24 protein-coding genes are annotated in these 23,270 nt (G+C 71.2%); 9 read left to right on the forward strand and 15 right to left on the reverse strand.

Translation table 11 applies throughout. The features are described 5' to 3' along the window. Nucleotides 1-5 precede the first annotated feature (5 nt). The 6 genes from BJ986_RS01855 (at nucleotide 6) to BJ986_RS01880 (ending at nucleotide 4,791) form a co-directional block, all read left to right on the forward strand. Complete coding sequence (locus tag BJ986_RS01855; protein WP_179420457.1) at nucleotides 6-1,370, forward strand: FAD-dependent oxidoreductase; 1,365 nt, start codon at nucleotides 6-8, stop codon at nucleotides 1,368-1,370. A 14-nt stretch (nucleotides 1,371-1,384) separates the two neighbouring features. After that, nucleotides 1,385-1,774: a TIGR03618 family F420-dependent PPOX class oxidoreductase gene (locus tag BJ986_RS01860; RefSeq protein WP_179420458.1), complete on the forward strand. Its 390-nt coding sequence runs from the start codon at nucleotides 1,385-1,387 to the stop codon at nucleotides 1,772-1,774. 58 nt (nucleotides 1,775-1,832) lie between these two features. After that, nucleotides 1,833-2,975, forward strand: coding sequence for an SLOG cluster 4 domain-containing protein (locus tag BJ986_RS01865; protein ID WP_179420459.1), 1,143 nt, complete (start codon nucleotides 1,833-1,835; stop codon nucleotides 2,973-2,975). Continuing rightward, nucleotides 2,972-3,490, forward strand: coding sequence for a DUF1990 family protein (locus tag BJ986_RS01870; protein WP_179420460.1), 519 nt, complete (start codon nucleotides 2,972-2,974; stop codon nucleotides 3,488-3,490). The genes BJ986_RS01865 and BJ986_RS01870 overlap by 4 nt, the downstream gene beginning before the upstream one ends. After that, on the forward strand, nucleotides 3,491-3,880 hold the full coding sequence (locus tag BJ986_RS01875; protein WP_179420461.1) for a VOC family protein: 390 nt from the start codon (nucleotides 3,491-3,493) through the stop codon (nucleotides 3,878-3,880). 104 nt (nucleotides 3,881-3,984) lie between these two features. Continuing rightward, entirely contained in the window at nucleotides 3,985-4,791 is an 807-nt protein-coding gene (locus BJ986_RS01880; protein WP_179420462.1) for a helix-turn-helix domain-containing protein, read from the forward strand. Between the two features lie 765 nt (nucleotides 4,792-5,556). Here the strand turns inward: BJ986_RS01880 and purU are convergent. The 6 genes from purU to pyrH form a co-directional block, all read right to left on the reverse strand. Further along, the gene (gene purU, locus BJ986_RS01885) at nucleotides 5,557-6,441 is read right to left on the reverse strand and encodes a formyltetrahydrofolate deformylase (RefSeq protein WP_179420463.1); all 885 of its coding nucleotides are present in this window, start codon (nucleotides 6,439-6,441) and stop codon (nucleotides 5,557-5,559) included. Nucleotides 6,442-6,470: 29 nt separating this feature from the next. Continuing rightward, on the reverse strand, nucleotides 6,471-7,655 hold the full coding sequence (locus BJ986_RS01890) for a monooxygenase (RefSeq protein WP_337794657.1): 1,185 nt from the start codon (nucleotides 7,653-7,655) through the stop codon (nucleotides 6,471-6,473). An 87-nt stretch (nucleotides 7,656-7,742) separates the two neighbouring features. Beyond that, nucleotides 7,743-9,005, reverse strand: a complete 1,263-nt coding sequence (rlmN, locus tag BJ986_RS01895) for a 23S rRNA (adenine(2503)-C(2))-methyltransferase RlmN (protein WP_179420464.1) — start codon at nucleotides 9,003-9,005, stop codon at nucleotides 7,743-7,745. A gap of 40 nt (nucleotides 9,006-9,045) precedes the next feature. Then, the gene (locus BJ986_RS01900; protein WP_179420465.1) at nucleotides 9,046-10,020 is read right to left on the reverse strand and encodes a phosphatidate cytidylyltransferase; all 975 of its coding nucleotides are present in this window, start codon (nucleotides 10,018-10,020) and stop codon (nucleotides 9,046-9,048) included. 37 nt (nucleotides 10,021-10,057) lie between these two features. Further along, a complete protein-coding gene (gene frr / locus BJ986_RS01905) occupies nucleotides 10,058-10,615 on the reverse strand; it encodes a ribosome recycling factor (RefSeq protein WP_179420466.1) in 558 nt (185 codons plus the stop codon). 87 nt (nucleotides 10,616-10,702) lie between these two features. Beyond that, the gene (gene pyrH / locus BJ986_RS01910) at nucleotides 10,703-11,470 is read right to left on the reverse strand and encodes a UMP kinase (RefSeq protein ID WP_179420467.1); all 768 of its coding nucleotides are present in this window, start codon (nucleotides 11,468-11,470) and stop codon (nucleotides 10,703-10,705) included. A gap of 166 nt (nucleotides 11,471-11,636) precedes the next feature. On the opposite strand from pyrH, the gene BJ986_RS01915 reads away from it, so the two are divergent. Beyond that, complete coding sequence (locus BJ986_RS01915) at nucleotides 11,637-13,598, forward strand: M13 family metallopeptidase (RefSeq protein ID WP_179420468.1); 1,962 nt, start codon at nucleotides 11,637-11,639, stop codon at nucleotides 13,596-13,598. A 52-nt stretch (nucleotides 13,599-13,650) separates the two neighbouring features. Here BJ986_RS01915 and BJ986_RS01920 read toward each other — a convergent pair whose 3' ends face one another. The 3 genes from BJ986_RS01920 to rpsB all read right to left on the reverse strand — a co-directional run bounded on the left by BJ986_RS01920 (nucleotide 13,651) and on the right by rpsB (nucleotide 15,835). Continuing rightward, entirely contained in the window at nucleotides 13,651-13,836 is a 186-nt protein-coding gene (locus BJ986_RS01920; protein ID WP_179420469.1) for a hypothetical protein, read from the reverse strand. A gap of 136 nt (nucleotides 13,837-13,972) precedes the next feature. Then, a complete protein-coding gene (gene tsf, locus BJ986_RS01925) occupies nucleotides 13,973-14,800 on the reverse strand; it encodes a translation elongation factor Ts (RefSeq protein WP_179420470.1) in 828 nt (275 codons plus the stop codon). Nucleotides 14,801-14,863: 63 nt separating this feature from the next. Continuing rightward, entirely contained in the window at nucleotides 14,864-15,835 is a 972-nt protein-coding gene (gene rpsB, locus BJ986_RS01930) for a 30S ribosomal protein S2 (RefSeq protein ID WP_179420471.1), read from the reverse strand. A 274-nt stretch (nucleotides 15,836-16,109) separates the two neighbouring features. On the opposite strand from rpsB, the gene BJ986_RS01935 reads away from it, so the two are divergent. Continuing rightward, nucleotides 16,110-17,264 carry a pyridoxal phosphate-dependent aminotransferase gene (locus BJ986_RS01935; RefSeq protein ID WP_179420472.1) on the forward strand — a complete coding sequence of 385 codons (1,155 nt, stop codon included), beginning with the start codon at nucleotides 16,110-16,112 and terminating at the stop codon, nucleotides 17,262-17,264. A 384-nt stretch (nucleotides 17,265-17,648) separates the two neighbouring features. Beyond that, nucleotides 17,649-17,993, forward strand: coding sequence for a M23 family metallopeptidase (locus tag BJ986_RS01940; RefSeq protein WP_337794658.1), 345 nt, complete (start codon nucleotides 17,649-17,651; stop codon nucleotides 17,991-17,993). A 58-nt stretch (nucleotides 17,994-18,051) separates the two neighbouring features. On the opposite strand, the gene BJ986_RS01945 is transcribed toward BJ986_RS01940, so the two are convergent. From BJ986_RS01945 to BJ986_RS01970, 6 genes are all read right to left on the reverse strand, one after another. Next, nucleotides 18,052-18,966 carry a tyrosine recombinase XerC gene (locus tag BJ986_RS01945; RefSeq protein WP_337794659.1) on the reverse strand — a complete coding sequence of 305 codons (915 nt, stop codon included), beginning with the start codon at nucleotides 18,964-18,966 and terminating at the stop codon, nucleotides 18,052-18,054. A gap of 51 nt (nucleotides 18,967-19,017) precedes the next feature. Continuing rightward, nucleotides 19,018-20,121 (reverse strand): DNA-processing protein DprA, encoded by a 1,104-nt coding sequence (gene dprA, locus BJ986_RS01950; RefSeq protein ID WP_179420474.1) that lies wholly within the window; start codon nucleotides 20,119-20,121, stop codon nucleotides 19,018-19,020. Next, nucleotides 20,118-21,656, reverse strand: coding sequence for a YifB family Mg chelatase-like AAA ATPase (locus tag BJ986_RS01955; protein ID WP_179420475.1), 1,539 nt, complete (start codon nucleotides 21,654-21,656; stop codon nucleotides 20,118-20,120). The genes dprA and BJ986_RS01955 overlap by 4 nt, the downstream gene beginning before the upstream one ends. Continuing rightward, the gene (locus tag BJ986_RS01960) at nucleotides 21,653-22,024 is read right to left on the reverse strand and encodes a YraN family protein (protein WP_179420476.1); all 372 of its coding nucleotides are present in this window, start codon (nucleotides 22,022-22,024) and stop codon (nucleotides 21,653-21,655) included. The genes BJ986_RS01955 and BJ986_RS01960 overlap by 4 nt, the downstream gene beginning before the upstream one ends. A 153-nt stretch (nucleotides 22,025-22,177) precedes the next feature. After that, a complete protein-coding gene (locus tag BJ986_RS01965) occupies nucleotides 22,178-22,495 on the reverse strand; it encodes a DUF2469 domain-containing protein (protein ID WP_140741572.1) in 318 nt (105 codons plus the stop codon). Then, nucleotides 22,492-23,265, reverse strand: coding sequence for a ribonuclease HII (locus BJ986_RS01970; protein ID WP_179420477.1), 774 nt, complete (start codon nucleotides 23,263-23,265; stop codon nucleotides 22,492-22,494). The genes BJ986_RS01965 and BJ986_RS01970 overlap by 4 nt, the downstream gene beginning before the upstream one ends. Nucleotides 23,266-23,270 lie beyond the last annotated feature (5 nt).

Below are 23,270 nucleotides of genomic sequence, written 5' to 3' on the forward strand. Positions count from 1 at the left end.
GCCTCGTGACCCAACCCCTGTGGTGGGAGGGCGCGTCTGCCGCGTCGCCGGCAGCCGGGCCCTCCTCACCTGACGTGCCCCGCAAGGCCGACGTCGTCGTCGTGGGCGGCGGCTTCACGGGACTGTGGACGGCCCACTACCTGCTCCTGGCGGACCCCTCGCTCGACGTCGTCGTCCTCGAGGCCGAGCACATCGGCTTCGGGGCGAGCGGACGCAACGGCGGCTGGGTGTCCGCGCTGTGGCCGGTGGGTCCGCAGACCCTGGAGCGCCGTGGGGGTCGCGCTGCGGCCCACGCCATGCTCGCGGAGCTGCGGCACACCGTCGACGAGGTCGGCCGGGCCACGGAATCCGCGGCCATCGACTGCGGATTCCGCAAGGGCGGCTCGCTCGTCCTGGCACGGTCCCGGGCCCAGGTGGCCAGGGCTCGGGCCGAGGTCGCCGATGCCGAGCAGTGGGGCACCGCCACCCGGTGGCTCGACGCGGCGGAGGCGACGCAGCGGATGGCTGCCAGCCGCGTCCTGGGCGCGACGTTCACCCCGCACTGCGCCCGCGTGCATCCCCGACGGCTGGTCGACGGGCTGGCCGCGACGGTCCGGTCGCAGGGCGCGCAGGTGCTGGAAGGGGTGCGGGTCAGCGCCATCGAGCCGGGACGCGTCACGCTGGCGGGCGGCGGTCAGGTCCAGGCCAGCCACGTCATCCGGGCCACCGAGGCCTGGACCCCGACCCTGCCCGGGACACGCCGCCTCATCGCGCCGGTCTACTCGCTGGTGGTCGCCACCGAGCCGCTCACGGCTTCCCAGTGGGAGTCCGTTGGGCTCGCCGAGGGCGAGGTCTTCAGCGACCACCGCCATGTCATCATCTACGGCCAACGCACGGCCGACGGCCGACTCGCCTTCGGCGGACGCGGGGCGCCCTACCACTACCGGTCGCGGATCAAGCCCGAGTTCGACCACGAGCCAACGGTTTTCGCCGACCTGCGCGCCACGCTCACGGACCTGCTCCCGCAGATCGAGGGCGTCCGGTTCACCCACGCGTGGGGCGGCCCACTGGGGATCGCGCGCGACTGGCACCCCTCCGTCGGACATGACCCATCCACCGGTCTGGGCTGGGCGGGCGGCTACGTCGGTGACGGCGTGGCCGCCGCGAACCTTGCGGGCCGCACGCTGGCAGACCTCGTCACCGGCCGGCACACCCCCTTGACCGAGCTGCCCTGGGTCGGGCACCGCAGCCGTCGCTGGGAGCCCGAGCCCTTGCGCTGGACGGGCATCAACGCCGGCCTCAGGCTGGCCCATGCGGCGGACCTCGAGGAGGCCCGCACCGGCCGTCCGGCGCGCCTCGGCCGCGTGCTCACCGCCCTCACGGGTCACTAGGGAAGACTCCACGCGTGTCGACCGCCCCCGCAGACCTGTCCCCTGCCGCCCTCGAGTTCGTCACGGCCCGACACCTGGCCACGCTGACGACGCTGCGCGCCGACGGTTCTCCGCACGTCGTGCCGGTCGGGTTCACCTGGGACGCCGGCGCGCTGGTGGTCCGCGTCATCACCAGTGGCAGCAGCCGCAAGGCGCGCAACGCCGCCCTGGGCGGCCGGGCGGTCGTGTGCCAGGTGGACGGCCGCCACTGGCTCTCCTTCGAAGGCAGCGCCCGAGTCCTCACCGACCCGGCGGCGGTGGCCGACGCGGTCGGCCGGTATGCCGCGCGGTACCGCGTGCCCCGCGAGAACCCGGAGCGCGTCGTGGTCGAGATCGCGGTCGACCGCGTGCTCGGCAACGTCTAGTACCCGACCACCCAGCCGTGGCCCGCCGGTGATCCGTGCCCGCGTCTAGAGTCAGCCCATGGACGGCGCCCGCAGGAGCACCCCCCGCCCCGACGTCGAGAACCTCGCGGATCTCGACGCCGTGCTCTCCTCGGGCCGTCCCCTCAGGGGCCTGCGCCTGCAGGACCTCGACCTCACGGCCTACGAGGACCGCCTGCTCGCCCGCACCGACGTCGAGGGCCTCGTCGTCCTCGGCGGGCGCCTCTCTCCCGCCCTCGGTGCCCACCTGGGCGCGCACCACGCGCTGGTCTTCCCCACCGACCCCCACGCGCCCGTCGACCCCTACCGCGCCACGCTCTACACCGCCGACGAGCTCTACGCCGGGCTCGACCGGGACGGTTACGAGGCGACACCGGATTTCCTTGCGTACCAGTGGATGAAGTCCGGGGTGGCCCACCGTGACACCTTCGCCACGCTGCTGAGGGCGATCCACGACGACTCCATCACCGACGCCCTCGACGAGTTCGTGGCCCACCGCCCCGTCGTCGGGGTGATGGGAGGCCACGACCTGGCCCGGGGCACCACGGCGTATGCCGCGGCGGCGGGCCTGGGACGGTCCCTGGCCGCAGGAGGTCTGGTCGTCGCGACCGGTGGAGGCCCCGGCGCGATGGAGGCCGCCAACCTCGGAGCCCTGGCCCGCGACGAGTCCTCCGTCGCCGTCGCCCTCGAGGAGCTCGCGGGGGTGCCGTCGTTCCGGCCCTCGATCGACGCCTGGGTGGGCTCGGCCCTGACGGTGCGCGCGCAGCTTCCGCGCGCGAGCACCTCCGGCAGCCTCGGGATCCCCACCTGGTTCTACGGTCACGAGCCGCCGAACGTCTTCTGTGACGGCATCGGCAAGTACTTCTCCAACGCCATCCGCGAGGACGGGCTGCTGGCCCGCGCCACGGCGGGGCTGGTGGTGCTCGAAGGCGTCGCCGGCACCGTGCAGGAGATCTTCCAGGCGGTCACTCCCCTCTTCTACGCCCAGCCCGACACCCCGTGCCCGCCACTGGTCCTCGTCGGGCAGGAGTACTGGTCGGAGACGGTGCCGGTCTGGGCCGCCGTGCGCGCCCTGGGCCAGGAGCGCGGGATGGGTGCGGTGACGCACCTGGTCGAGACCGCGCAGGAGGCCGCCGAGATCGTGCTCGGCCTGGCATCCGAGAGGGCCAGGCAGCCCCGATGAAGCTCGCGGACCTGGCCAGCCTCGAGCTCACATACGCGCCGCGCGGCCTCACCCTCGACGGCCCCCTTCCCGCTGGCTACCAGCACCTCGAGGTCGAGCGGCGGCTGGGAGCCGGCGACGCGGCATACCGGCGGGCCTGTGAGGCGGTGATGACCTTCGGGGCCCAACGCGGAGTCGGTCTGCGCCCCCAGACCACGGCACCGCGGGCCGCCGTGGGCGTGGAGATCCTGAGCCGCCTCGTGCTCCTGGGTGTGCCGTGCAGGGTCGTCTGGACCGTCGAGGGCACGGAGCGCACCGGGTTCGGCTACGGCACGCTCGAAGGTCACGTCGAGAGCGGCGAGGAGGGCTTCCTCGTGGAGCGCCGTGGCACCCAGGTGTATGCCGTGGTGCGCGCCTACTCGCGACCCGGGGGCCGGCTGATGCGGCTCGTCGGCCCGGTGGGCCGGTGGCTGCAGCACATCGCGGCGCTCGGGTACCTGAACGCCCTCAAACGCGCAGCGCGGGAGGATGGCTGAATGCCGCAGCGCCTCAGCCTCGTCACCCTGCTCGTCCGCGACTACGACGAGGCGATCGCGTGGTTCCTCGACCTGGCCGGGTTCGAGCTCGTGGAGGACACCGACCGCGGCGACGGCACCCGATGGGTCGTGGTCCGTCCCGGCGGCTCCGACGGCACGAACATCCTGCTGGCCCGTGCCAGCACGCCCGAGCAGGAGGCCCGCGTCGGCGACCCCGGCGGCGGCCGGGTGATGCACTTCCTCGCCACCGACGACTTCGCCGCCGACCACGCGCGGATGGTCGAGGCGGGAGTCCGCTTCCGCGCGGAGCCGCGTCACGAGACATACGGCGACGTCGTCGTTTTCGAGGACCTCTACGGCAACGCCTGGGACCTCATCCAGCCCCGCTGAGGGGTCGTGTCAAGGAGCCGAGCGAGCTGCCGGTCGTGACGCGGGTCTTGCATGAAGCCGTAGGCTGGTTTCATAAATCTTGCGATAGCGATAGAATTATGAGCATGTCAAAGTTGTCCGTACCCGAAGCTGCTTCACGGCTGGGAGTCTCGCCTGCGCGAGTCCGGCAGCGGATCGCCGATGGGTCTCTGGTGGCCGAGAAGGTGGGCGGCCGCTGGCTCGTGGACCTATCCGTGGTGCAGAGCAAGCCGCGCAGGGGCCGTCCGGCCAAGAGCAGTGTGGTGTGGGACGCGATCCGCCTAGCCGATGTGGCGCTCTGGGAAGGAGGCCCGTTGGAGCAATTCTTCCCCCAAGCTCTGAGCCAGGCGTTTTCCTCAGGCCCCGAGGGCTTCAGTGGCCAGGAACGTCACGGGCCAGATCTGATCCTTCCCAATGGCGCCCATCTCGAAATCAAATCCAGCCGCTCCTCCCGCAAACGCGCCCTTCAACGACTCTTGGACGCAGCTGAGGCAGCACAAGCACCATCGAGCGCTGAAGACTGCTTCGACGCCTTACTGGAATTCATGTCGCACCGAGCCGAACGCCACATCTACCGCGTGTCGGAGCCAGATTTTCAGCCATTGAGCGAGGATCCGCGACTCATCCCATCCGGCGTCTCACACCCAAAGTCAGGGTTGCAGGACCCAAGGATCGTCGAGGGTTATGTCGCGGCCGGCGATCTTGAAGGGCTCCTCCAAGACCACTGGCTGGACCCCGTTGGCGTGGACCAGAAGCCCAACGTGGTGCTGCATGTAGCTCCGGGGCGACCCAGTGACGTTTCGCCATTGATGCTTGCCGCCGACCTAGCGGAGGACGGGGGGCCTCGGGAGATTCGGCGCGCTCACGAGCTCCTCGCAGAAGCGCTGACATGAGCGTCATGCCTGCAATGGCCGAGGCCCAAGAAGCGGCGTGGCATGCGCTCCTAGAACTGCATGAACGACACCCGGATGGCTGGACACTGGTTGGCGGACAGTTGGTACACCTCCAGTGCGCTGAACGCGGATATGACCCTCAGCGCCCGACCGACGACGGCGACGCAGTGGTGGATGCACGCGTCCCAGAGGTTCTAGGTGCTGTCACCGCGGCCCTGACCGAAATGGGCATGGAGCCCGAACCGAGTGCCGACGGAGTGCAACATCGCTGGCGGCGCGGGGCTGCGGTCATTGACGTTCTCATCCCTGAAGGCACCGGCGACCGAACGGCGAACAAGCACTCAGCGAGCGGGTTCCCGACCGTAGCGGCCCCTGGCGGGACGCAAGCCCTCCATCGCTCCGAAGTCGTCGCCGTCCAGATCGGCACCCGCACGGGCCGAATCAGGCGTCCTAGCCTCATCGGGTCAATGGTGATGAAGGCGGCGGCGCGCCTCGAAACATCCGGCCCTGCCCGCGACAGGCATTGCTATGACTTCGCCGTCCTCACAGCGATGCTTGGCGCCGCCGATCTTCGTGCTGCAGAACTCAACAAGAAGGATCGCCAAAGGTTGCTCAAGATGGTCGAGAAGACCGACAGACGCCAGGTGCTGTTGACGCTGCCCGCGGCGCTGCCACCCAGCTTGACCGCTTGGAACGCTTCCTCAAGGCGTAGGACTGCCGACAACAGGACCCCAGCCCTTCATCCGGGTGGCCCGCCAGGCCTGGTCAGTCGAAGACGATGGTCCGCCGCCCGCGCAGCACGACCCGGTGCTCGGCGTGCCAGCGCAGCGCCCGGGCGAAGGCCATGGCCTCGAGCTCCTGGCCGACCGAGGCGAGCTCGGCCGGGCTCATCCGGTGGTCGACCCGCCGGAAGTCCTGCTCGATGATCGGGCCCTCGTCGAGGTCGGCCGTGACGTAGTGCGCCGTCGCGCCGATCACCTTGACCCCGCGGTCGTGCGCCTGGGTGTAGGGCCGGGCGCCGCGGAAGCTGGGCAGCAGCGAGTGGTGGATGTTGATGATCCGACCCGGGAAGTCGGCGCACAGCTCCCCCGACAGGATCTGCATGTAGCGCGCCAGCGCCACGGTGTCGGCGCGGTAGTGCTCCACGAGCCGCCGCAGCTCCGCCTCCGCCTCCGGCTTGGTGTCAGGGGTGACCGGGACGTGGTGGAAAGGGATGCCGTGCCACTGCGCGAGCGCCCGGAAGTCCTCGTGGTTGGAGACGATGGCCGGCACCTCGACCGCCAGTGACCCACTCTCGACCCGGAACAGCAGGTCGTTCAGGCAGTGGCCCTGCTGGCTCACCATGACCAGCACCCGACGCCGCTGGGAGAGGTCGTGCGCGGCATACGCCATGGCGAACTCCGTTGCCACGCCAGCCATCGCGGCATCCACGGCGGCCACGGGCACCGCGGGACCTTCGCGCACGACGTGCATCCGCAGGTGGAACTCCCCTGACGTGACATCGGCGAACTGCTGGCTGTCGAGGATCGTCATCGACAGGTCGAGCATCACTCCGGAGACGGCGTGCACGATGCCGCGCCGGTCGGCGCACGAGACGGTCAGCACGAACTCCCGGCCGGGTTCGCGGGGCGCAGCAGAATCGTCGCTCACGACCTCAGCCTAGGGGTGGGGCACCGGCGCTACGGTCGGGTGACCATCACGATGCCCAGGCACATCTCGTCGGTGGTGCCCTCGCCCCACACGACATAGCGCTCCGGCCGGCCCGCGAAGAACGGCAGCTTGTCGCGCAGGCTCTGGTCGTGGGTGCACGACACGGTGAGGGTGTCGCCGATCTTCACCCGCACGGGCGGGTCGACGGGGCGGCTGCCCTGGTTGTCGAAGTCCCAGACCGGGATGTCGAGGACGGTGCGCTCGGTGGGCCTGCCCTTGTTGACGACGATCGAGATCTTGGTGCCGAGCAGGTGCATGTGCCCGGCCACGGCCCGGAACGTCGATCCCTGGGTCACCGTCCGGGTGCACGACTGGGTCGGACCGGCGGGGTTGCCCGGGCACAGCAGGTGCAGCGCGTCGCCGGTGCCGCCCGCGATCCCGAAGCGCTGCTGCACGTCGGCCATCGCTGCCGCTCGGTTGCACAGTGGACCGGTCTTGCCCGGTCGGCACGGCAGCTCGACGGGCGCCGGGAGCAGCACGGTCTGCAGGACCTGACGGGAGCCGTCGTCAGCGGCCACCCGCAGCTTTGCTGCGCTCTGGTCGGGCGCCCGTCCGGCGAGCAGGTTGTAGTGGACCTGCATGACGATGCGCGATCCGGCGGCGAGCGGCATACCCAGGTCGGGGGCAAGGACCCGCTCGCCACCGCCGGGCGCCCACGCGCCCAGCCACGGCGCGCTGTTGAGGCCCGCGCCCTGGCTCTGCACCCCGGTGCCGCCGAAGCAGGTCCAGCCCTGACCGCTCTGGCGACGGTCCAGCTCCTGCGCCGTGGCGACCTCGTCCGGCGGGACCCGGAAGAGGATGACGTGGTGGACGATGCGGGGGTTGCCCGGCAGCACGTTGATGCCGGTCACGACGGAGTCGGCGGTGAGCCCGGGGTCGAGCAGGAAGCAGCGGTAGTCGTCCGTCCCCGGGGCGGCCGGCGCCTTGGGGGTGTATGCCGCCGGCATCCGGAGCGTGATGAAGCGCTCGCCCTTGCGCAGCGGGGCTTCGGGCGGCGCGGCCTGGGTCGCGTGCTGGTGAGCCGACGACGTCGACGGCGCGGCCGGAGCTGACGAGCTCACCGGCGCCCCGGCCGGCGTGGGGTTCGTGGCGGCGCACCCCGTCAGCAGCAGGAGGACAGCCCCTGCCGTCAGGACGGGCGCACGCAGGATCACCGCTCGAGCATAGGCAGATCGCGGGTCGGGCGCGGCGGAAAACGGGTCACGGGCTGCGCAGGCTGGTCGCCCGCGGCACGGACTCGGTCAGGCGGTGGAGGCGGCGAGCTGGCCGCAGGCGCCGTCGATGTCCTGGCCGCGGGTGTCGCGGATCGTCGTCGGGATGCCGTGGGCACGCAGCCGCTCGACGAACTGCTGCTCCACGCCGGGGCGTGAGGCGGTCCACTTGGAGCCAGGCGTGGGGTTGAGCGGGATCGGGTTGACGTGCACCCACCCGCGGCCCCGGGCGTTGAGCTTGGTCCCGAGCAGGTCCGCCCGCCAGGCGTGGTCGTTGATGTCCTTGATGAGCGCGTACTCGATGCTCACGCGCCGCCCGGTCACCGCGTAGTAGCGGTGGGCGGCATCGAGGGCCTCGTCGACGCTCCACCGGGTGTTGATCGGCACCAGCTCGTTGCGCAGCTCGTCGTCCGGGGCGTGCAGCGAGAGGGCCAGCGTGACCGGGATCCCTTCGGCCGCGAGCTTGTCGATCGCCGGGACGAGCCCCACCGTCGACATCGTGATGCCGCGCGCGGACATCCCCAGGCCATCCGGTGCGGGGTCGGTGAGCCGCCGGATCGCGCCGATCGCGGCCTTGTAGTTGGCCAGCGCCTCCCCCATGCCCATGAAGACGACGTTGGAGATGCGGGTGGGCCCGGTGGCCTCGGCCGGGCGGTCCTCGCCGTCCTCGGTCCCGTCCTCGTCCCCGAGCTCGGCGACGTGCTCGCCGGGCTGGGCGGCGTGCTGGGCGCGCCCGGCGTCGCCGGCAAGGCCCTTGGCGAGCTCACCGCTGCGCAGCAGGCGCGCGCCATGGACGACCTGCTCGACGATCTCTGCCGCGCTCATGTTGCGGGTCAGCCCAGCCTGTCCGGTCGCACAGAAGGGGCAGTTCATGCCACAGCCGGCCTGGCTCGAGATGCAGATGGTGACGCGCTTGGGGTAGCGCATCAGCACGGACTCGACGATGGCGCCGTCGTGCAGCTTCCATGCGTTCTTGATCGTCATGCCGTCGTCGGCGGTGCGCTGCACCAGGGGGGTGAGCAGGGTCGGGAGCAGGTCGGCCACGAGGTCGTCTCGGATCGCCTTCGGGAGGTCGGTCATCTCCTCGGGTGAGGCGACCAACCGCTCGAAGTAGTGCGTCGACAGCTGCTTCGCCCGGAAGCCCTTGTGCCCCAACGCCTCGACGGCCTCCTTGCGCTCCGCGGGAGACAGGTCGGCCAGGTGCCGCGGCGGCTTGCCCCGGCGTGGGGCGGAGAAGGTGAGCTGGCCGGGTTGCGGGCGCCCGGTGGTGGGCTCGGGGAGGTCCGTGGTCATGGTGCCCCCAGTCTCTCAGGTGCCGGGGCGGACCGCGGGGTCAGCCCGGCGGGACCACCCAGGCCAGCACCGCCCACGCCACCGGGGCGACCACCACGAGGGAGTCGAGGCGGTCCATGACCCCGCCGTGCCCGGGCAGGATCGTGCTCATGTCCTTGATCCCGAGGTCGCGCTTGATGGTCGACTCGGTCAGGTCTCCCACCGTCGCGGCGACGGCGGCGCAGGCGCCGAGCACGGCCCCGCCCCACCACGGGCCGTGCAGCAGCAGGACCACCGCGGCGGCGCCTCCGACCACACAGGTGAGGACCGACCCTGCGAAGCCCTCCCAGGACTTCTTGGGGCTGACCGACGGTGCCATCGGGTGCCTGCCCAGCAGCACGCCGAACGCATAGCCGCCCACGTCGGACAGGACCGTGACGAGGATGAACACGATGATCCGCCGCGCGCCGTCGTCTCGCGCGGCCAGCATCAGGGCGGCGAAGCCGGCGAGGAAGGACGGGTAGACCGCGACGAAGAAGCCGCCCGCGATGTCCCGGACAGCGTCGAGCACCCCGTCCGCCACCCGCCAGAGCAGGATGCCCACGCAGGTCAGGCCGACGGTCACCACGAGCGCCTCGCCACCGCCGACGTATGCGGAGACGAGCATGCTCACGCTGCCGACGAGGCTGGGGACCAGGGGCACGTGGATCGAGACCTGCGCCAGCGCCCGGCGCAGCTCCCAGACGCCGACCCCGGCGGCCACGATGACGATCCCGAGCATCAGCTCCTTGCGCAGCAGCAGGGAGCCGATGATGAGGATGCCCAGACCGACCCCCACCCCGATCGCGGCCGGCAGGTTGCGACCGGCCCTCGAGGACCGGGCCGCCGTCGACCCCGGGGCGGCTGCCGCCGCCCGCGAGCGGGGCGCGGCCGCCCGCGACGACCGGGGCGCGGCTGCCCGCGACGACCGGGGCGCGGCCGACTGCGCGGAGGCGCGTGCCTCGCGTCGATCGCGTCGGGACTGGGGCGTGTCCATGAGGAGGGTGCTGTGCGTCAGAGCGGTCGGCGGGCGCTCAGACCTCGCGCAGCTCGGTCTCCTTGCCCTTCAGGAGCTCGTCGATGAGATCGACGTACTTCTTGGTGCTGGCGTCCAGCTCCTTCTCGGCGCGGTTCCCGTCGTCCTCGCCGACCTCGCCGTCCTTGACCAGCTTGTCCAGCTCGTCCTTCGCCTTGCGGCGGACGTTGCGGATCGAGACCTTGGCGTCCTCGCCCTTGTGCCGAGCCAGCTTGACGTAGTCCTTGCGGCGCTCCTCGGTGAGCTGGGGCAGGACGCAGCGGAGCACGGTGCCGTCGTTGCTCGGGTTCACGCCCAGGTCGGACTCGCGCAGCGTCTTCTCGATCTCCGCCATGGCCGACTTGTCGAACGGCGTGATCAGGATGGTGCGCGCCTCGGGGGTCTGGAACGACGCGAGCTGCTGGAGCGGGGTCGGCGAGCCGTAGTAGTCGACGGTGAGCTTGTTGAACATGCCCGGGGTCGCCCGGCCGGTGCGGATGCCCGCGAAGTCCTCCTTGGCGACCTCGACGGCCTTTTCCATCTTCTCTTCGGCCTCGAGGAGAGTCTCTTCAATCATGTCCTGCTCCTTCTCGGGCGCTCCCCAGGAGGGGCGACGCCGGTCGTGGTGTGGTCAGTCTGGTGGGTGGGCCGGCGAGATGCAGCCTCAGCCCGGGGTGACCAGCGTGCCGATCTTCTCACCGCGCAACGCCCGCACCACGTTGCCCTCGCCTTCCATGCCGAACACGACCATGGGCAGCTTGTTCTCCATGCACAGGCTGAACGCCGCCGCGTCGACGACCCGCAGGCCCTGCTGGAGGGCCTGCTGGTAGCTGATCTCGTCGAGCTTGCGAGCGTTCGGGTTGGTGCGGGGGTCGGAGTCGTAGACGCCGTCGACGCCGTTCTTGCTCATCAGCACGGCGTCGCACTTGATCTCGAGCGCCCGCTGGGCGGACACCGTGTCGGTGGAGAAGAACGGCATACCGGCGCCGGCGCCGAAGATGACCACGCGGCCCTTCTCGAGGTGACGGATGGCGCGGCGCGGGATGTAGGGCTCGGCGACCTGGCCCATCGCGATCGCGGTCTGAACGCGGGTCTCGATGCCTTCCTTCTCGAGGAAGTCCTGCAGGGCGAGGCAGTTCATCACGGTGCCGAGCATGCCCATGTAGTCGGCACGGGTCCGGTCCATGCCCTGCTGCTGGAGCTCGGAGCCTCGGAAGAAGTTGCCCCCACCGATGACGACGGCGACCTGGATCCCCTCGGTGATGGACTGGGCGATCTGGCGGGCGATCCCGCGCACGACCTCGGGCGCCAGTCCGACGCGACCACCACCGAAGACCTCACCCGAGAGCTTGAGCAGGACCCGTCGGCGCGGAGCCTGCGCCCCAGGGGTGGACGATCCGGCTGGGGCGGTCTGCTCCGGGGCAGCAGTCACGACAGATCCTCCTGGACGGTGGTGCGGGCGGTCACCGAATACTTCCACACTCCCGGGAACGGAATGGTGTCGGTTGCGTGACCGTCAGCGCCGCGTGGCAGGGTGTCACCATCCACCAGGCGTACCGACGGCAATGGTCCACCGAGGCACCAAAGGAGACACACGCATGAAGTCAGGCATCCTCCCGGGGCATCGCGACGAGTCGGTCCGCCCACAGGACGACCTGTTCGGCCACGCCAACGGCAGCTGGGTCCGCACCACCGAGATCCCGGGCGACCGCGGTCGCTACGGCACCTTCGACATCCTGCGCGAGCAGTCCGACGAGCGGGTGCGCACGATCATCGAGCGCGCAGCGGCCGACGACAGCGCCGCGCCCGGCTCGCCCACCCGCAAGGTCGGCGACCTCTACCGGTCGTTCATGGACGAGGCGCGGATCGAGGCGCTGGGGCTGACCCCCATCGAGCAGGACCTTGCCGACGTCGCCGCGATCGGCGGGGTCGACGACCTCTTCGTCACCCTCGGCCGCCTCCAGCGCCAGGGGGGACCGGGTCTCTTCGACTTCGGGGTCGCCCCCGACGCCAAGAACCCCGAGGAGTACGTCCTCTACCTCGGGCAGGGCGGCCTGGGCCTGCCCGACGAGTCCTACTACCGCGAGGAGCGCCACGCGGCCATCCTCGCGGCCTACCTGCCGCACGTGGCCAGGATGCTCGGCTTCGCGGGGGTCGGCGACGGCGCCACCGACGAGGACTCGCCGGCCGCCCGCGTGGTGGCGCTCGAGACGAGGCTGGCCGCCCACCACTGGGACAACGTCGCCACCCGCGATGCGGTCAAGAGCTACAACCCCCTGAGGTATGCCGCGCTGGTGGACCTCTCGCCGGCGGTCGCCTGGGACGCCTTCGTGGACTCCCTCGACGCGCGCGACGCCTTCGCGCAGGTGGTCGTGGGGCAGCCGTCATACCTCGAGGGGCTCTCGGCGCTGCTCGCGGACACCCCGCTGGAGGACCTCAAGCACTGGCTCACCTTCCACGTCGTCGCCTCGGCGGCCCCGCTGCTGACTGCCGAGCTGGTCGAGGCCGAGTTCGACTTCACCGGACGCGTCATCTCCGGGCTGCCCGAGAACCGCGAGCGCTGGAAGCGCGGCGTCTCCCTGGTCGAGGGTTCGATCGGCGAGGCCGTCGGTCAGCTCTACGCCGCGGAGTTCTTCCCGCCCGAGGCCAAGAAGCGCATGCTCGAGCTCGTCGGCAACCTCGTCGAGGCGTTCCGGCAGTCCTTCGAGGGCCTGGACTGGATGGGCCCGCAGACTCGTGAACAGGCCCTGGCCAAGCTCGCGTCGTTCACCCCCAAGGTCGGCTACCCCGACCGCTGGCGGGACTACTCCGCCCTGACCATCGACGACGACCTCGTGGGCAACGTCCGCCGGGCCAACGAGTTCGAGCTCCGACGCCAGCTGGCCAAGCTGGGCGGGCCCATCGACCGCGACGAGTGGCTGATGCTGCCGCAGACGGTGAACGCCTACTACCACCCGCTGATGAACGAGATCGTCTTCCCGGCCGGCATCCTCCAGCCGCCCTTCTTCGACCTCGACGCCGACGACGCCGTCAACTACGGCGGGATCGGTGCGGTCATCGGCCACGAGATCGGGCACGGTTTCGACGACCAGGGGTCGCGCTACGACGCCACCGGGGCGCTGCGCGACTGGTGGACGGAGGAGGACCGGGCGCGCTTCGACGAGCGGACCCAGGCCCTGATCGCCCAGTTCAGCACCCTGTCCCCGCTCGCGGCCCCCGAGGAGCACGTCAACGGCGCGCTGACGGTGGGAGAGAACATCGGCGACCTCGGCGGCCTGGCGATCGGCTACTCCGCCTACCGGATCGCCACGCAGGGCCAGGACGTGCCGGAGCTCGACGGCTACACCGGACCGCAGCGGTTCTTCCTCGGGTGGGCACAGGTCTGGTCGGGCAAGGCCCGCACCGAGGAGGCCAAGCGGCTGCTCGCGATCGACCCGCACTCCCCCACCGAGGTCCGGGCCAACGCCGCGCGCAACTGCGACGAGTTCCATGAGGCGTTCGGGGTCAGCGAGGGTGACGGCATGTGGCTGGCTCCGGACGAGCGGGTCCACATCTTCTGAGCGATCCGGCTGCTTCCCGCGCCCCTGGGTTCCCGCGGGTGGTTCCCGCGCCTCAGAAGCCCGCGTTGCGCAACATGAACTCGGTGTCGGTGTCCCGACCCCCGCGCGGGTCGGGACCCGGGTCGAGGTCCAGGGTGGTCCTCATGTCCTGCGGAGCGACTCGTTCAGGCAGGTGGGTGAAGTCCGGCAGCTCGTGCTTCGGCGACCTGCGGGGTGTGGGCTTGCGTCGCTTCCCCATGCTCGCCAGTATGCCTCGCCGGTCAGCCGGAGCGTCAGCGCAGAATCGGGAGCCAGCGCAGAAACAGGTATGCCGCCCGCTCTGGTGAGCGGGCGGCATACCTCATGCCTTGCGGGTGGAGCGGTGGTGCCGTCGATCAGCCGCCGACGCGGTAGCGCACGAAGGAGGTGACCTTCGTGCCGCCCTCGGTGAGGACCTTCTCGACGGTCTTCTTGGCGTCCTTGGCGAACGCCTGCTCGACCAGGACGTTCTCCTTGAAGAAGCCGTTCACGCGGCCCTCGACGATCTTGGGCAGGGCAGCCTCGGGCTTGCCCTCCTCCTTGGCCGTCGCCTCGGCAACGCGGCGCTCCTGCTCGACGGTGGCCGGGTCGACCTCGTCACGGGTCAGCACGGTCGGGCTGAACGCCGCGATGTGCATGGCCACGTCACGAGCGAGCTGCTCGTCACCCTCGGCACCGACGAGCACACCGATCTGCGCGGGCAGGTCGGGGCTGGTCTTGTGCAGGTAGGACACGACGACCGGGGCCTCGACGCGGGACACGCGCTTGACCTCGATCTTCTCGCCGATGGTCGCGTTGGCGTTGTCGAGCAGCTCCTGGACGGTCGAGCCGTCCTCGAGCGTGCTCTTGAGCAGTGCGTCGGCGTCGGCCGCGCCGGAGGCGACCGCCTGGGCGAGAACCTGGGCGGCCAGGGCGATGAACTTCTCGCCCTTGGCCACGAAGTCGGTCTCGCACAGGACCTCGACGAGGGTGCCCACGCCGTCACCGGCCTGGGCAGCGACCAGTCCGTTGGACGTGGTGCGACCCTCACGCTTGGTGACGCCCTTGAGGCCCTTCACGCGAAGGATCTCGGTGGCCTTCTCGCGGTCACCGTCGGCCTCGTCGAGCGCCTTCTTGACGTCGAGCATGCCTGCTCCGGTCGACCCGCGCAGGGCCTTGATGTCAGCGGCGGTGTAGTTCGCCATAGGTGTTGTCTCAGCTCTTCCGTTCAGAGTGGTGGCGTTCAGAGAGGGTTTGGAGGTGGCAGCTCAGGCCTTGGCGTCGGCCTCGGCCGGAGCCTCGGCAGCAGCCTCGGGGGCAGCCTCAGCGGCGGGCGCCTCGGGGGCGACAGCGTCAGCGGCGGGCGCCTCGGGGGCGGCAGCCTCGGCCGGGGCGGCCTCGGTCGCGTCGGCAGCGGCGGTCTCGCCGGCCTCCGGGGCAGCAGCCTCAGCGGCCTGCGCAGCGTCGCCACCGAGCAGCTCGCGCTCCCACTCGGCCATCGGCTCGTCGCCTGCGACGACACCCTCGGCCTGCTCGCCGGACTTGCCGGAGCTGCGGGCCATGAGGCCCTCGGCCACGGCGTCGGCGATGACGCGGGTCAGCAGCGTGACGGAGCGGATCGCGTCGTCGTTGCCGGGGATCTTGTAGTCGACCTCGTCGGGGTCACAGTTGGTGTCGAGGATGGCGATGACCGGCAGGCCGAGCTTGCGGGCCTCGAACACCGCGAGGTGCTCCTTCTTGGTGTCCACGATCCACACGGCCGAGGGGACCTTGGCCATGTTGCGGATGCCGCCGAGGGTCTTCTCGAGCTTGTCCTTCTCCCGCTTGAAGATCAGGAGTTCCTTCTTGGTGTAGCCCGAGCCTGCGACGTTGTCGTAGTCGAGCTCCTCGAGCTCCTTGAGGCGCGTCAGCCGCTTGGAGATCGTGTTGAAGTTGGTGAGCATGCCACCGAGCCAGCGGTGGTTGACGTACGGCATCCCGACCCGGGTCGCCTGCTCGGCGATGGGCTCCTGCGCCTGCTTCTTCGTGCCGACGAAGAGGATGGAACCGCCGTGGGCGACCGTCTCCTTGACGAACTCGAAGGCGTTGTTGATGTAGGTCAGCGACTGCTGCAGGTCGATGATGTAGATGCCGTTGCGCTCGGTCATGATGAAGCGCTTCATCTTGGGGTTCCAGCGACGGGTCTGGTGCCCGAAGTGGACGCCGCTCTCGAGGAGCTGGCGCATGGTAACGACGGCCATGCCGTGTCTCCTTGTGTCGTTGTCAGTTGCGTCGGTGTGCCGCATGGGTGCGGCCACCTGCCTGGCGTCTGCAACGCACCCCACCGGCATACTCACCGGACTGCTGTGGTGCGCCCCCGTTCGTCGGCGAGCCGAGTCAGCGGGCGGAAGACGCGCGAATTTGGTCTGCGCGTGCGAGCACACGTGGACCGCCGACCATCGTACGTGCTGGCGGTGGGGATCGGGAAATCGAGAGGACGCGACAGCCTCGGACGCCGCAGGTAGCCTGCGCCGCATGGTTTACCCCCTCGTGCACCGGATGTCGGGCCACGGCTCGACCATCTTCGCGGAGATGACGGCGCTGGCCACCCAGCACGGGGCGGTGAACCTCGGCCAGGGGTTCCCCGACACCGACGGGCCGCGGGAGATGCTCGACGCCGCCAAGGCCGCGATCGACGGCGGCCGCAACCAGTACCCGCCCGGCCCCGGCGTCCCGGAGCTGCTCGACGCCATCGCCGCGCACCAGTCCCGGTTCTACGGCCTCACCGTCGACCCCCGGACGGAGGTGCTGGTGACCGTCGGGGCGACCGAGGCCATCGCCGCGACCATCCTCGCCCTGTGCGAACCGGGTGACGAGGTCGTCACCTTCGAGCCCTACTACGACTCGTATGCCGCGTCGATAGCCCTGGCGGGTGCGGTGCGACGCACGTCGGTGCTGCGGTTCCCCGACTTCGCGGTGGACGAGGAGTCACTGCGGGCAGCCTTCTCGTCGCGAACCCGGCTGGTGCTGCTCAACACCCCGCACAACCCGACCGGCAAGGTCTTCAGCCGGGCCGAGGTCGAGCTGATCTGTTCCCTCGCCAGGGAGTTCGACGCCTGGGTGGTCACCGACGAGGTCTACGAGCACCTCGTCTTCGGCGGGGCGGTCCATGTCCCGGTGGCCACCCTGCCGCAGATGTGGGAGCGGACCCTGACGATCTCGTCCGCGGGGAAGACCTTCTCCGCGACCGGGTGGAAGGTCGGCTGGGTGTCCGGACCTGCGGCGGCGGTGGCCGCAGTACGCGCGGTCAAGCAGTTCCTGACCTTCGTGGGCTCCGGCCCGTTCCAGCCCGCCGTGGCCGTGGCGCTCGGCCTGGACGACGGCGTCTACGCAGGGCTGGCCAGCTCCCTGGAGGCCAAGCGAGACCTGCTCGTCGCGGGGCTCCGGTCCGCGGGGTTGGAGGTGTCGGTGCCCGGCGGGACCTACTTCGTCGTCGCCGACGCCGCTCCGCTGGGAGCCGTCGACGCCCTCGCGTTCTGTCGTGAGCTGCCCGCGCGAGCAGGGGTGGTGGGCGTGCCGGTGTCGGTCTTCCACGACGATGTCGAGGCCGCCCGGACCCTGGTGCGCTTCGCGTTCTGCAAGCGGGACGAGGTCCTGCATGACGCCGTGGAGCGACTGAGCAGGTTTTAGCTCGACCACTGCGCGGTATCGGCACCCCACATCCACGACCCCGCGCCGAGGTGGGCGCCATCCCCAGGCTGCCCGGCGCCCGTGGCCGCGCGAACCTTGGACGCGGAAGGTGGACGGATGAACGCCGTTGCCCTCTTGGTGCTCCCCGGCGCGGTGTTGGTCCTCGCAGGCACCACGCTGTCAACGGTTCCTGCCTCGTCCCCCGTCGCGACCCGGCCCCCGTCCGTCCCGCCCATGGTCGCGGTCGCCCCACCCGTGGGCACGCCTGCACCAGCGGTCGGCGGGGACGGCCAGCGTCCAGTCCCGGCCGGCCGGTGGGGATGGCCTCTGCGGCCCCCTTCCGCCGTGCTGCGGCCGTTCGTGCGACCCGCCAGCAGGTACGGCGTGGGACACCGGGGCGTGGATCTGGCGGGGGTGGCGGGGCAGGAGGTCCGCGCGGTCGAGGACGGCACCGTGACCCACGTGGGCACCATCGCAGGGCGCGGCACCGTCAGCGTCCTGCACCCGTCCGGGATCCGTTCCACCTACGAGCCCGTGGTGTCGATCGTGGCCAAGGGCTCCGTGGTCACGCGCGGCGCCGTCCTGGGCCGACTTCAGGGCACCGGGTCGCACTGCGCTCCGGCGGCGTGCCTGCACCTGGGGGCGGTCCGGGGCGACGCCTACCTCGACCCGATGACCTTCCTGCGCGGCGGCCAGCGGGTGCGGCTGCTGCCGCTGGCTCCTGAGTAGCTGCTGCCGCCGGCTCCTGGGCAAGGGGCTGGGCGTCCTGGGTCAGGAGTCCTGGCGGTCAGGCCCGCGGATGCGCCTGACGGTACGACTGCTTGAGCCGGTCGACGGAGACGTGGGTATAGATCTGGGTGGTGGCCAGCGACGCGTGGCCGAGCAGCTCCTGGACGAGCCGCAGGTCCGCTCCTCCTTCGAGCAGGTGGGTGGCCGCACTGTGGCGCAGGCCGTGCGGGCCGAGGTCCGGTGCCGTGGGGACATGCTCGAGGAGGGCGTGCACGGCGGACCTGATCTGACGCGGGTCGGCGCGTCGACCCCGACGTCCGAGGAGCAGGGCCGGTCCGCTGCCCTCCACCGCGACCTGGGGGCGCCCCAGCGCGAGCCAGGCCTGAAGGGCCTCGCGCGCGGGACCCCCGAAGGGCACGGTGCGCTCCTTGCCGCCCTTGCCCATGACGCGCACGACTGCCCTGTCGAGATCGACGTCGTCGATGTCGAGGGCCGTCAGCTCCCCGACCCGGATCCCGCTCGCGTACAACAGCTCCAGCGCTGCCCGGTCCCGCAGGTGCATCGGGTCCTGGTCGTCGCTGGCCACCGCCGCGATGTCCATGAGCGCTGTCGCATCGGACTGCCGCAGCACCTCGGGGAGGTGACCGGCGCGCTTGGGCGCGGCAAGTCGCAGCGAGGGGTCCTGCTCGATCCGCCCGGTGCGGGCAGCCCAGCCGAGGAAGGTTCGCGCGGCGGCAGACCGCCGGGCGATGGTGGAGCGAGCTGCGCCCGACTCCGCCTGGGCGGCCAGCCAGCCCCGCAGGTCACGAAGCCCCACCTCGGTCAGCTCGGTGATCCCGCACTCGAGGGCCAGGTACTCCACCAAGCCCCGCAGGTCGCCGAGGTACGCCCGGGTGGTGTGCTCCGACCTGCCCCGCTCGCTGCGCAGATGGCGCTCGAACGCGGCCAGCGTCTGCGCCGTGGACTGACTCACGCCGTCACCGTCGCAAACCCGGCGACGCCGCACAAGCCGCCACCCCGCAGCTCAGCGCGTCACTGCTGGTTTGCGCCAGCGACCTTCCTCGCGCAGCGCGAGACCGGCGACGTCGAGGATCCCCAGGGCGCTGCTGATCTCCTGGGGCGCGAGGCCGCACCGGCGGGCCAGCTCCTCCAGGGTGACGGCCTTGCGTGTCGGGAGCGCGGCCAGGACGGTCTGGTGGCTGGGCGCAAGGGCGTCCTCACGACGGGAGGGCCCCTGCTTGCGAGGAGCCAGCTCGCCCATCGGGCCGACTGCCTCGGCGACCTCGGCAGCGTCGGTCACCAGGGTGGCGCCGTCGCGGATCAGCTCGTGACAGCCCGCGGAGACGGCCGAGGTGACAGGGCCTGGAACAGCACAGACCATCCTGAGGTGGTCCCCCGCCAGCCGTGCCGTGTTCCGCGACCCACTGCGCAGCCCGGCCTCGACCACGACCGTCCCCTGGGTGAGGGTGGCGATGAGCCGGTTGCGGCTGAGGAACCGCCACTTCGTGGGAGCCGATCCCGGCGGCACCTCGCTGACGACCAGACCGGTCGCCCGGATGCGGTCGAGGAGGCCGGCATGACCGCTGGGGTAGGGCCGGTCGATCCCACCGGCCACGACAGCGATGGTCACTCCGTCGACGGCGAGGGCTCCCTCATGTGCGGCACCATCGATCCCATAGGCAGCACCGGACACGACGGCGAACTCGCGCTCGGACACGCCGGCGGCAAGCTCTTTGGCCACGTGGACGCCATAGCCGGTGGCCGCGCGAGCGCCGACGATCGAGACGCTGCGCACTGACGACGCAGCCAGGTCGGCAGGTCCCCGCAGCCAGAGGCAGAGCGGCGGCGCCGCGAGGTCGTCGAAGCCCTTCGGCCACTCGTCATCGCCCGGGACGACGATGCGCGCCCCCAACCTCTGGGCGATCTCGAAGTCCCGGTCGACGTCGAGCCAGGGCAGACGCCCGGCCATCCTCGCGCCGACGACCGGGTCGGACCCCGCGGCGCGCAGCGCCTCCTCCGCGCCGACGGCCGCGATCCTGGCCGCCACGTCGGGGTCGCCCGGCTCGACCAGGCGCGCCCAGGCCACTCGCGCGGCACGCTCGCCGCGCCGGGTCGAGGGGGCCGTCATGCCGGCACCGGACCCTGGTTGCGCAGGGACAGCGCGGTGCCGAGGTCGTCACGCACGGGCGAGTCGCGCCCACCCAGGTCGGCCAGCGTCCACCCGACCCGCAGCACCCGGTCGTAGCCGCGCAGGGTCAGCTGGCCGCGGTCGAGCGCGCGGTCGATGTCGATGGTCGCCGACGGGGGCAGACGCCACCGACCCCGGCGCAGCTGGGCCCCGGGGATCTCGCTGTTGACCCGCCACGGCGTCGAGCGCCAGCGCCGGCCCTGCGCGTCGCGAGCCTGTCGGACGCGCGCAGCCACGACGGCGCTGCTCTCTCCCGCCACGCCCGCCAGGGATGACCGCGTCACAGCGGGCACCTGCACCTGCAGGTCGACCCGGTCGAGCAGGGGTCCGGACAGCCGGCCGATGTACCCCCGTTTGGCGAGGGGCGTGCAGGCACAGCCGACTCCCTTGCCGAAGCCGAGCCCACAGGGGCAGGGATTCGCGGCCATGACCAGCTGGAAGCGCGCCGGGAACCGCACCGTGGCCCTGGCCCTCGAGACGACGACGTGGCCCGACTCGAGCGGCTGGCGCAGGGACTGGAGCGCCTGGGTCTTGAACTCGGGCGCCTCGTCGAGGAACAGGACCCCGTGGTGCGCCTGCGAGATCGCACCGGGGCGCACGGCACGGCTGCCGCCCCCGATGATGGCTGCCTGGGTGGCGCTGTGGTGCGGGGCGACGAACGGTGGCACTCCCTCGACGTCGAGCTCGGCGGCAGTCACCCCGAGGAGCGAACGAACCGCGAGCACGTCGATCGACTGCTCCCGGGTGAGCCGCGGCAGGATGGAGACCAGGCGTTCAGCGAGCATGGTCTTGCCCGAGCCCGGCGGCCCGAGCAGGAACAGGTGGTGGCCCCCGGCCGCGGCCAGCTCCAGCGCGGTCCTGGCCTCGGCCTGGCCGACGACATCGGCGAGATCGGGTGGATCGGGCCGGTCTCCGGCTGGCGTGGTCGCCGAGTCGGGGACGCCCAGACCCAGCGTCTGCGAGCTCCCGGAGTACGCCGCGATGAGGTCGGCCAGGTGGCTGACGGCATGCCCGCGGATGCCGGGGACCAGGCGTGCCTCGGCCGCGTTCGCGAGCGGGACCACCACGTCCTGACATCCCGCTCGCGCTGCGGACAGCACCGCCGGCAGCACGCCACGAACCGGACGGACCGAGGCGTCGAGCCCCAGCTCACCGAGGTGCACGACGTCGCGCACCCGCAGCGGCGGCACCATCCCCAGCGCGGCCACCACGGCGACGGCGATAGGCAGGTCGAACCCACTGCCGTTCTTGGGGATCGAGGCCGGCGACAGGTTGACCGTGAGGCGCTCCTGGGCCAGCGGCCTGCCGATGCTCGCCGCAGCGGCCTTCACCCGGTTGGGCGCCTGCGCACAGGCGGTGTCGGGCAACCCGCCCAGCATGAAGGCGGGCAGGCCTCCCGACAGGTGCGCCTCGACCTCCACCACAGCCCCGTCCAGCCCCTCCAGCGTCACAGACCGGGTCCGACCGAACGTCATGCGCCGACCCCGACCAGGTGCCGGACCCTGGCCGGGCCCGCGACCGGCCGCACGATGCCGATGACGTCGATCCGGATCCGTCCGGGGTGCTCGTCGTGGGCCTGCAGCCACGCGGTCGCGAGCCGCCGCAGTCGCACGACCTTGCGCCGGTCCACGGCCTCGACCGGAGCGCCGAACCGCTCGGTGCGGCGGGTCTTGACCTCACAGAAGACGAGGCAGTCGCCGTCCCTGGCCACGAGGTCGATCTCGCCGCGGGCGCAGCGCCAGTTGCGGTCGATGACCGCGAGCCCCCGCTCGCCCAGATAGCGCTCGGCCAGTCGCTCGCCGTACTCCCCCAGCGCACGCCGGGGATCTGTCTGGTCTGCCATCACCTCAGCCAAGTGCCATACCCGTCAACCGGGCAGCCGCTGGTCGCCGAGGTGTGGACCGGATGGACGCGACGAGGTGCGCTGTGCGCACCATGCGCAGATACGGCGCCGATGCGCCTCCGCGCCGCCGACCCAAACCAGGCCGCGCTGGACCTAGAAGCCCTGCCCCTTGGGCAGCTCAAGGTCGGACTTGGCCAGCTCCTCCACGTTGACGTCCTTGAACGTCACGACGCGGACCTGCTTGGCGAACCGCGCCGGCCGGTAGATGTCCCACACCCAGGCGTCGGCCATGGTGACGTCGAAGTAGACCTCGCCCCCGTCGGAACGCACCTTCACGTCCACGGAGTTGCACAGGTAGAAGCGACGTTCGGTCTCCACCACGTGGGAGAAGAGCCCCACCACGTCGCGGTACTCCCGATAGAGCTGGAGCTCCATCTCGCTCTCGTACTTCTCAAGATCCTCTGAACTCATCGCGCACTCATCTCCACCTGCGTCACGTCCGGTGCTCCCTGCGCACCCTGCCCTGCCCGATCGCCGAGGCCCGTCCCATCATCTCCCGACACCCCGGGGAGCCGCCACGACCTGCGGTGCAGGTCGGTCGCACCGAAAGCCTCCAGCGCCGCCATGTGCTCCGGCGCGGCATACCCCTTGTTCTCGTCCCACCCGTAGGCGGGGTGGTCGGGCGCGGCCGCCACCATCAGGGCGTCGCGCTCCACCTTCGCCAAGACCGATGCGGCGGCCACTGACGAACACTTCAGGTCGGCCTTGATCATCGTGGTGACCGGCGGGGTCACTGGTGCGGAGTCCGAGGCGAAGGCGAGCAGCCCCACCTCGTCGGGCGAGGTGAGCCAGTCGTGGTTGCCGTCGAGGATGACCAGGTCGGGCACCACCTCCACCGCAGCGAGCGCACGGCACCCCGCGAGCCGGAGCGCGGCGATGATCCCGATCTCGTCGATCTCCTGCGGGGACGCGTGGCCCACGGCGTACGTGAGGGCCCACCGCCTGATCCGCGGCACCATGGCGACCCGCGCCGCGGGCGTGAGCAGCTTGGAGTCCTTCACCCCGGCCGGCGCGCTGCGGCAGGTCTCGTCGATGAGGACGACGCCGACGCTCACCGGACCGGCGAGGGCGCCACGGCCCACCTCGTCCATCCCCGCCAGGATGCGGTGCCCGTCACGCTGGAGCTGGCGTTCCATGCGCAGGTTGGGTTTGCGGCTGCGTCGCAGGGGCGCCTGGGCCATCGGGG

The sequence above is a fragment of the Pedococcus badiiscoriae genome, assembly GCF_013408925.1.
Classification (GTDB): Bacteria; Actinomycetota; Actinomycetes; order Actinomycetales; family Dermatophilaceae; genus Pedococcus; species Pedococcus badiiscoriae.

Bases quoted from the DNA above. Each gene is read 5' to 3' on its own strand.
- BJ986_RS01865 (WP_179420459.1), top strand. From the start codon at position 1,833: ATGGACGGCGCCCGCAGGAGCACCCCCCGCCCCGACGTCGAGAACCTC.
- BJ986_RS01870 (WP_179420460.1), top strand. From the start codon at position 2,972: ATGAAGCTCGCGGACCTGGCCAGCCTCGAGCTCACATACGCGCCGCGC.
- BJ986_RS01875 (WP_179420461.1), top strand. From the start codon at position 3,491: ATGCCGCAGCGCCTCAGCCTCGTCACCCTGCTCGTCCGCGACTACGAC.
- BJ986_RS01880 (WP_179420462.1), top strand. From the start codon at position 3,985: ATGTCAAAGTTGTCCGTACCCGAAGCTGCTTCACGGCTGGGAGTCTCG.
- rlmN (WP_179420464.1), bottom strand. From the start codon at position 9,005: ATGACCACGGACCTCCCCGAGCCCACCACCGGGCGCCCGCAACCCGGC.
- BJ986_RS01900 (WP_179420465.1), bottom strand. From the start codon at position 10,020: ATGGACACGCCCCAGTCCCGACGCGATCGACGCGAGGCACGCGCCTCC.
- frr (WP_179420466.1), bottom strand. From the start codon at position 10,615: ATGATTGAAGAGACTCTCCTCGAGGCCGAAGAGAAGATGGAAAAGGCC.
- BJ986_RS01915 (WP_179420468.1), top strand. From the start codon at position 11,637: ATGAAGTCAGGCATCCTCCCGGGGCATCGCGACGAGTCGGTCCGCCCA.
- BJ986_RS01920 (WP_179420469.1), bottom strand. From the start codon at position 13,836: ATGGGGAAGCGACGCAAGCCCACACCCCGCAGGTCGCCGAAGCACGAG.
- tsf (WP_179420470.1), bottom strand. From the start codon at position 14,800: ATGGCGAACTACACCGCCGCTGACATCAAGGCCCTGCGCGGGTCGACC.
- rpsB (WP_179420471.1), bottom strand. From the start codon at position 15,835: ATGGCCGTCGTTACCATGCGCCAGCTCCTCGAGAGCGGCGTCCACTTC.
- BJ986_RS01935 (WP_179420472.1), top strand. From the start codon at position 16,110: ATGGTTTACCCCCTCGTGCACCGGATGTCGGGCCACGGCTCGACCATC.
- dprA (WP_179420474.1), bottom strand. From the start codon at position 20,121: ATGACGGCCCCCTCGACCCGGCGCGGCGAGCGTGCCGCGCGAGTGGCC.
- BJ986_RS01955 (WP_179420475.1), bottom strand. From the start codon at position 21,656: ATGACGTTCGGTCGGACCCGGTCTGTGACGCTGGAGGGGCTGGACGGG.
- BJ986_RS01960 (WP_179420476.1), bottom strand. From the start codon at position 22,024: ATGGCAGACCAGACAGATCCCCGGCGTGCGCTGGGGGAGTACGGCGAG.
- BJ986_RS01965 (WP_140741572.1), bottom strand. From the start codon at position 22,495: ATGAGTTCAGAGGATCTTGAGAAGTACGAGAGCGAGATGGAGCTCCAG.
- BJ986_RS01970 (WP_179420477.1), bottom strand. From the start codon at position 23,265: ATGGCCCAGGCGCCCCTGCGACGCAGCCGCAAACCCAACCTGCGCATG.